Source organism: Streptomyces populi (assembly GCF_002911015.1).
Lineage (GTDB): Bacteria > Actinomycetota > Actinomycetes > Streptomycetales > Streptomycetaceae > Streptomyces > Streptomyces populi.
This window is the reverse complement of record NZ_KZ626900.1, coordinates 43618-49977: the sequence shown is the minus strand read 5'-3', so window position 1 is coordinate 49977 and position 6360 is coordinate 43618. Positions and strand designations below refer to the sequence as shown.

5 protein-coding genes and 1 pseudogene are annotated in these 6360 nt (G+C 71.0%); 4 read left to right on the top strand and 2 right to left on the bottom strand.

Annotated elements, in window-relative coordinates; all coding sequences use genetic code 11:
* Positions 1-319: 319 nt before the first annotated feature.
* From CW362_RS27040 to CW362_RS27030, 3 genes and pseudogenes are all read left to right on the top strand, one after another.
* Positions 320-664, top strand: coding sequence for a hypothetical protein (locus tag CW362_RS27040; protein ID WP_162684244.1), 345 nt, complete (start codon positions 320-322; stop codon positions 662-664).
* A 106-nt stretch (positions 665-770) separates the two neighbouring features.
* Positions 771-866, top strand: a pseudogene (locus CW362_RS27035) (IS5/IS1182 family transposase); the annotation flags it as partial.
* Positions 867-1058: 192 nt separating this feature from the next.
* Positions 1059-2729, top strand: a complete 1671-nt coding sequence (locus CW362_RS27030; protein WP_103552157.1) for an alkaline phosphatase D family protein — start codon at positions 1059-1061, stop codon at positions 2727-2729.
* Positions 2730-2738: 9 nt separating this feature from the next.
* Here the strand turns inward: CW362_RS27030 and CW362_RS27025 are convergent, their stop codons facing one another.
* Entirely contained in the window at positions 2739-3308 is a 570-nt protein-coding gene (locus tag CW362_RS27025) for a dienelactone hydrolase family protein (protein ID WP_103552161.1), read from the bottom strand.
* Positions 3309-3407: 99 nt separating this feature from the next.
* On the opposite strand from CW362_RS27025, the gene CW362_RS27020 reads away from it, so the two are divergent.
* On the top strand, positions 3408-4547 hold the full coding sequence (locus tag CW362_RS27020) for a mechanosensitive ion channel family protein (RefSeq protein ID WP_103552156.1): 1140 nt from the start codon (positions 3408-3410) through the stop codon (positions 4545-4547).
* A gap of 226 nt (positions 4548-4773) precedes the next feature.
* Here the strand turns inward: CW362_RS27020 and CW362_RS27015 are convergent, their stop codons facing one another.
* Positions 4774-6360, bottom strand: a complete 1587-nt coding sequence (locus CW362_RS27015; RefSeq protein WP_103552155.1) for a Na+/H+ antiporter — start codon at positions 6358-6360, stop codon at positions 4774-4776.

Below are 6360 nucleotides of genomic sequence, written 5' to 3'. Positions count from 1 at the left end.
GAACGACGAGAACGGCTTCGCCGCGCAGTCGGTGGAGTTCGCCCGCTCCTGCGGTGCCCGCGCCCGCTTCGACCACCAGATCTTCGTCGACTTCTTCCGCACCTCTTTCACAACGGCCGGATCCCGGGCTCCGACCGTCCCGGCCGTCCGCCCCGGGACGACGAAGTCGCTCCCCCGGCGGAAATCGCGACGCGGAAATCGCGCTCCCGCCAGGAAACATTTCGGCCAGATGTTTTCCAGAAACCCTGTGGTGGGCTCCATCGGCAGCCGATTGAATCAAGGTTCGCAAGACGATCTTGGTAAGAGAACGGGGATGCACATGGGATTCCACAAGAAGCTGGCGGGGGTACTGGGGGCGACCGCGCTGGCCGTGAGCGGCGTCGCGGCGAACGTGGCGACCGCGGGCACGGCGGCTGCCGCAGCCTGCGATCACGTGTCGGCGAGCAACATATCCAACGGGGTCGTCGTGGTCGTGGGCGGCGCGACGGCGTACAAGGAGCCCGCGTCGGACTGTACGGCGGTGATGAGCATGGCGCCGGGCCACAACCTGAACGCCTGGTGCTTCACCGTCAACAGCCACGGCAACCAGTGGGTCCGCGTGAACGAGGGATGGATCTACAACGGACACCTGGCTCTCAAGTCGGGCACGGTGAAGCACTGCTGACCGGCGTCCGGGTCGGCTGACATCGGCCGGTCCCGCGATCGTTCGAAACGCCCCCTCGGGATTCCTTCAACGGGTCCGAGAGGGCGCTTCGTCGTAATGGGGCCGGCGCATCGCCCGCAAAGGCATCGAGTCCGGCGAGCGGCCGGGCCGCCGCAGGTGGGTGATGGAGCGGACGATCTCGCGGCTGTCCGGCCACCGTCGGCCCCCCGGCCACGAGCCCCGTACGCCGTAGGGCGACTCTCATGACGCTGGTCAGTGCGCCATCGACCGTCCGGAACGGCACCTCGCGCAAGCTCCGCGTCGACCTGAAATTCTCAGGAACCCGAACCGAACAATGGGCACACTTGGGAGTTCACGCGCGCGCATGACGTACCGATCAGTAATCTGATGCGCCGTGACCAGTCGATACAGAGCCTCCACACCGTCCGAGGGTGTCCATTCCCTCTCCCCCCGCCGCCGTTCGGTCGTCAAGGCCGCGGCGGCGACCGCTGTCCTGGCCGGCCCCCTGGCCGCCGCCCTGCCCGCGCGGGCCGCCACGGGTACGCCGGCCTTCCTGCACGGCGTCGCCTCCGGTGACCCGCTGCCCGACGGCATCCTGTTGTGGACCCGGGTGACCCCGGTCCCGGAGGCGATACCGGGCTCCGGCCTCGGCCCGGACACCGAGGTCGGCTGGGTCGTCGCCCAGGACAAGGCGTTCACCAGCATCGTCGCCAAGGGCTCCACCACCGCCACGGCCGCCTCCGACCACACCGTCAAGGCGGACATCCGCGGTCTGGAACCCGCCACCGACTACTGGTTCCGCTTTTCCGCGGGCGGCACCGACTCCCCCGTCGCCCGCACCCGCACCACCCCGGCCGCCGACGCCTCCGTGGCCGGTCTGCGCTTCGGCGTGGTCTCCTGCGCCAACTGGGAGGCCGGCTACTTCTCGGCGTACCGCCACCTCGCGGCGCGCAACGACCTCGACGCCTGGCTGCACCTCGGCGACTACATCTACGAGTACAAGTCCGGCGAGTACGCGGCCCGCGGCACGGTCGTACGGCCGCACGCCCCCGCCAACGAGATCCTCACCCTCGCCGACTACCGCACCCGGCACGGCCGTTACAAGACCGACCCCGACCTCCAGGCCCTGCACCACAAGGCGCCGGTCGTCGCGATCTGGGACGACCACGAGTTCGCCGACAACTCCTGGTCAGGCGGCGCGACCAATCACACCGAGGGTGCCGAGGGGGCCTGGTCGGACCGTCAGGCGGCCGCGAAGCAGGCCTACTTCGAGTGGATGCCGGTCCGCCCGGCCATCGCGGGCACCACCTACCGCAGGCTGCGCTTCGGCAAGCTCGCCGACCTCGCGCTGCTCGACCTGCGCTCCTTCCGCTCCCAGCAGGCGTCCACCGCCAGCGGATCGGTCGACGACCCCAACCGCACGATCACCGGCCGCGCCCAGCTCGACTGGCTGAAGTCCGGGCTCAAGGCCTCGGACACCACCTGGCGTCTGGTCGGCAACTCGGTGATGATCTCGCCGTTCGCGGTGGGCTCCCTCTCCGCCGACCTGCTCAAGCCGCTCGCCAAGCTCCTCGGGCTGCCGCAGGAGGGCATCGCCGTCAACACCGACCAGTGGGACGGCTACACCGACGACCGCCGCGAACTGCTCGCGCACCTGCGCTCCAACGCCATCCGCAACACGGTCTTCCTGACCGGCGACATCCACATGGCCTGGGCCAACGACGTGCCGGTGGACGCCGGTACGTACCCGCTGTCCGCCTCCGCCGCCACGGAGTTCGTGGTCACCTCGATGACCTCCGACAACCTCGACGACATCGTCAAGGTCCCCGAGGGCGTCGTCTCGGCGGTCGCCTCCCCGGTCATCCGCGCGGCCAACCGCCATGTCCACTGGGTCGACACCGACCGCCACGGCTACGGCGTCCTGGACATCACCGCCGACCGCGCGCAGATGGACTACTACGTGACCTCCGACCGCACGGACCCGAACGCGACCTCGTCCTGGGCCCGTTCGTACCGCACGCGCAGCGGCACGCAGACGGTGGAGCGGACGTACGACCCGGTGTAGGTCCCGGGGCTACAGCGTGTCGAGGAAGCCGAGTGCCACCTTCCATGTGGCCTCGGCCGCCTCGGCGTCGTAGTCGGGAAGGTCCGGGTCGGTGTAGACGTGCCCCGCGCCCGGGTACCGGTAGATCTCCACGTCGGCTCCGGTCCTCTGCATCTGGAGATACCAGGCGCTCAGCCAGTCGTCCGTCTCGAACTGGTCGGGCTCGGCGACGTGCAGCTGGACCGGCAGTTCGTCCACCGACGCGCTCTCCGCGATGTCCGACGTGCCGTGCAGCAGGAGCAGTCCGCGGGCCTTCTCGTCGCCGAGGGCCAGGGTCTGCCCGATCGAGGCGCCGAGGGAGAAGCCCGCGTAGACCAGGCCTCGCTCGGAGTAGGGCGCGGCGGCGAGGACCGCCCGCTTGAGCAGCTCGTCCTTGCCGATCCCGTCACTGAAGGCCATGCCCTCCTCGACGGTCTCGAAGGTGTGCCCCTCGAAGAGGTCGGGGGTCCACACCTCGTGTCCCGCGGCCCGCAGCCGGTCCGCCGCCGCGCGCACCGCCGGCCGGAGACCGTAGGTCGAGTGAAAGAGCATGATGTTCATGGACTCCATGGTGCCAGCCCGGGAGCGGGTTCCTGGGATACCCCGTTCCGTCCCGAGAACACATGTTCATGACGTCGATGGCCGGTTAGCTTCTCAGGCATGGAGAACGTACTGCGCCCGGTGATCGTCGTCGGTGGCTCGGTCGTGCTCACCCTGCTCATCGGATGGTCCGTGGACCGTCTGTTGCGCCGGGCTGCCGACCGGCACAGCGAGACCTCCCTGTGGGGCCTGCTCCGCCGCGGCCGTGTCCCCTTCCAGCTGGTCCTGTTCGCGGCCCTGCTCAGAGGCTCCTACGACCAGGCGAAGCTACTGGTCGATCATCGGATCGGCATCGGCCGGACACTCACCCTGATCCTCATCGGCGCGGCCGCCTGGCTGGTGGTGGGCATCGCCACGGCGGTCGTCGAGACCTCGTACAACCGCTACGCGCACGCGCACCGCGATCCGGCCCGGATCCGCCGGGTCCGCACCCAGGTCACGCTGATCCAGCGGGTGGTCACCGCGGTCGTCGGCGTCGTCGCGGCCGCCGCGATGCTGCTCACCTTCCCCGCGATGCGCGCGGCCGGCGCCTCGCTGCTGGCCTCGGCAGGGATCCTCGGCATCGTCGCCGGTGTCGCCGCCCAGTCCACCCTCTCGAACCTGTTCGCCGGACTACAGATCGCCTTCGGCGACATGGTCCGGCTCGGCGACACCGTGGTGGTCGACGGCGAGTGGGGCACCGTCGAGGAGATCACCCTGACGTTCCTGACGGTGCGGACGTGGGACGAGCGCCGGATCACCATGCCGGTCTCGTACTTCACCTCCAAGCCGTTCGAGAACTGGTCGCGCGGCACGCCCCAGATGACCGGCATCGTCTTCCTGCACCTCGACCACTCCGCCCCGGTGGAGGCGATGCGCGGGAAGCTGCGCGACATCCTGCGCGAGTGCCCGGCCTGGGACGGCCGCGACTACGGCCTCGCCGTCACCGACTCGACGCCCAACACCATGCAGGTGCGCGCCCTGGTCACCGCGAAGGACGCGGACGACATCTGGACGGTACGGGTCACGGTCCGCGAGCAGATGATCCGCTGGCTGGCCGAACAGCACCCCTACGCGCTGCCCCGCGTCAACACCGCCGAGGCGGTGCCGCTCCCCGGGCAGGGTCCGCGCGCGGGCCGTCCGGAGCCGGACGCGGTGGCGGCCCGCCCCCACGCCCGCCACACCCACGAACCACCCCGCACGGGCCCGGGCCGCGGCTGAGCCCCGCGTCGAGGCCCCGGGCGGGCCGGAGCCGGCCGGTCGCCGGGACCCGGCCGGCCCCGGCCCGCCGTGCCCCGGGGCCTGTCCAGCCGCCCCTGGGCACGGCGGGGCGCGGGTGAGGCCCGGGCGACGCGCCCGGCGCAGGCGACGGAGGCGAGGCGGCGTGCCCGGCTCCGGGCACAGGGACGCCGGCGCGCACCGGTGCCGGTGGAAGCGCCGACGGGCGTCAGCGGAGGCTGCGGACGTCCAGGTGCCTGAGGACGCGGTCCACGATCTCCGGGTCGGCCCCGGGCTCGCTGCGCGCGGACAGCACCTCGTGCCGGGCCGCGCTCAGCATCTCCCCCTGGATCCGCCGCATCCGCTTCATCCGCCGGACCCGCTGCACATGCGCCTCGCGCCGTTCCTCGTCCCCCATGTCGGGGCTGATCCGCACCCCGATCTCGAAGGCCCGGCGCAGCAGCTGCTCGGACACCTCCTCCGGCAGCTCCTCCACCTCCTCGATCTCCCTGAGCCTGCGCCTCGCGGCCTTGGCGGCCCGTACCGCGAGTTCCTTCTCGAAGGCCTTCTCGACGTCCTCGTCGGCCCGCACCCCGAGCTTCCTGACCAGCCACGGCAGGGTGAGCCCCTGGAGTACGAGGGTCGCCATGATCACCCCGAAGGCGATGAACACGATCTCGTCCCGGTCGGGGAACGGCGACCCGTCGTCCATCTCCAGCGGGATCGCGAGCGCCAGGGCGACGGAGGCCACCCCGCGCATCCCCGCCCACCACATGACGACGGTCTCCCGCCACGAGGTCGGGATCTCCTCGTCGTAGTCCCGCTTGGCGTGCAGCCGCTTGGTCAGCCAGGTGGCGGGCAGCAGCCAGGCCAGGCGTACGAACACGACCACCACCACGATCGTGGCGGCCCAGCCGAGCATCTCGCCCCATCGTCCCGACGCCGTGCGGATCGCGTTGTGCAGTTCGAGGCCGATGAGCCCGAAGGCGACGCCGGTGACGAGCGTGTCCACGACCTCCCAGACGGTCGCCCCGGCGAGCCGGGTCATGACGTCGTCGGCGTCGATGGCGTACTCCGCGAGGAAGAGCGCGGTGACGAGGACGGCGAGCACACCCGATCCGTGCAGTTCCTCGGCGAGCACGTACGAGACGTACGGCACGAGCAGGGTCAGCCCGACCTGGAGGGAGGCCTCGCCGACCAGCGTCATCAGCTTGTTCGCGGCCCATCCGAGGGCCAGCCCGACGACGAGCGCGACCACGGCGGAGAGCACGAAGTCGAGCCCGGCCTTCCAGGGCGAGAACGTCCCGCTGACCGCGGCGGCGATCGCGACGTGGTACAGCACGATCGCCGTCACGTCGTTGAAGAGCCCCTCCCCCTCCAGGATCGACACCAGGCGGCGCGGCAGCCCGAGCTGCCCCGCGACGGCGGTCGCGGCGACCGGGTCGGGAGGTGCCACGAGGGCGCCCAGCGCGAAGGCCGCGGCGAGCGGCAGGCCCGGCACGATCGAGCTCGCGACGCACGCGACGGCCAGTGTGGTGACGAACACCAGGGCCACCGCGAGCAGGAAGATCGGGCGTCTGTTCGCGGCGAACTGTCTCCACGAGGTGCGGCGCACCGCGGCGTACAGCAGCGGCGGCAGCAGCGCGGGCAGGATCAGTTCCGGCGGGATGTCCACGTTCGGGACGAAGTCCAGCACGGCCAGCACCATGCCGAGCAGGGTCATGAGAACCGGCGAGGGGAGCCCCCACCGTTCTCCGACCGGGACGCTGACCACGGCCCCGAGCAGCAGCACGAACAGCAGGGCCAACTGATCCAC

Bases quoted from the DNA above. Each gene is read 5' to 3' on its own strand.
- CW362_RS27040 (WP_162684244.1), top strand. From the start codon at position 320: ATGGGATTCCACAAGAAGCTGGCGGGGGTACTGGGGGCGACCGCGCTG.
- CW362_RS27025 (WP_103552161.1), bottom strand. From the start codon at position 3,308: ATGAACATCATGCTCTTTCACTCGACCTACGGTCTCCGGCCGGCGGTG.
- CW362_RS27020 (WP_103552156.1), top strand. From the start codon at position 3,408: ATGGAGAACGTACTGCGCCCGGTGATCGTCGTCGGTGGCTCGGTCGTG.